At 52.8% G+C, this 212-nt stretch carries 1 tRNA gene; it reads right to left on the bottom strand.

From position 1 onward, the window contains the following. A tRNA-Met gene (locus tag KZZ07_RS27540) sits at positions 1–77 on the bottom strand. Positions 78–212 lie beyond the last annotated feature (135 nt).

The following is a 212-nucleotide window of genomic DNA, read 5'->3' as shown; positions in this document are numbered from 1 at the left end:
TGGTTGCGGGGGTAGGATTTGAACCTACGACCTTCAGGTTATGAGCCTGACGAGCTACCGGGCTGCTCCACCCCGCGCCAATTCCGGCTTGATTTGCCGGTATCTGGGGCGACATTGGCGTTTTACCAATGGTCGTTATATTCGTATTTTGCATAGAGAGGTATGGTTTTTTCTAGGTTTGGCGGCGACCTACTCTCCCACGTCTTGAGACG

The organism is Mameliella sp. CS4 (genome assembly GCF_019392335.1).
GTDB lineage: Bacteria > Pseudomonadota > Alphaproteobacteria > Rhodobacterales > Rhodobacteraceae > Antarctobacter.
The sequence above is the reverse complement of the archived record's forward strand: the minus strand, read 5'-3'. Positions and strand labels throughout refer to the sequence as shown.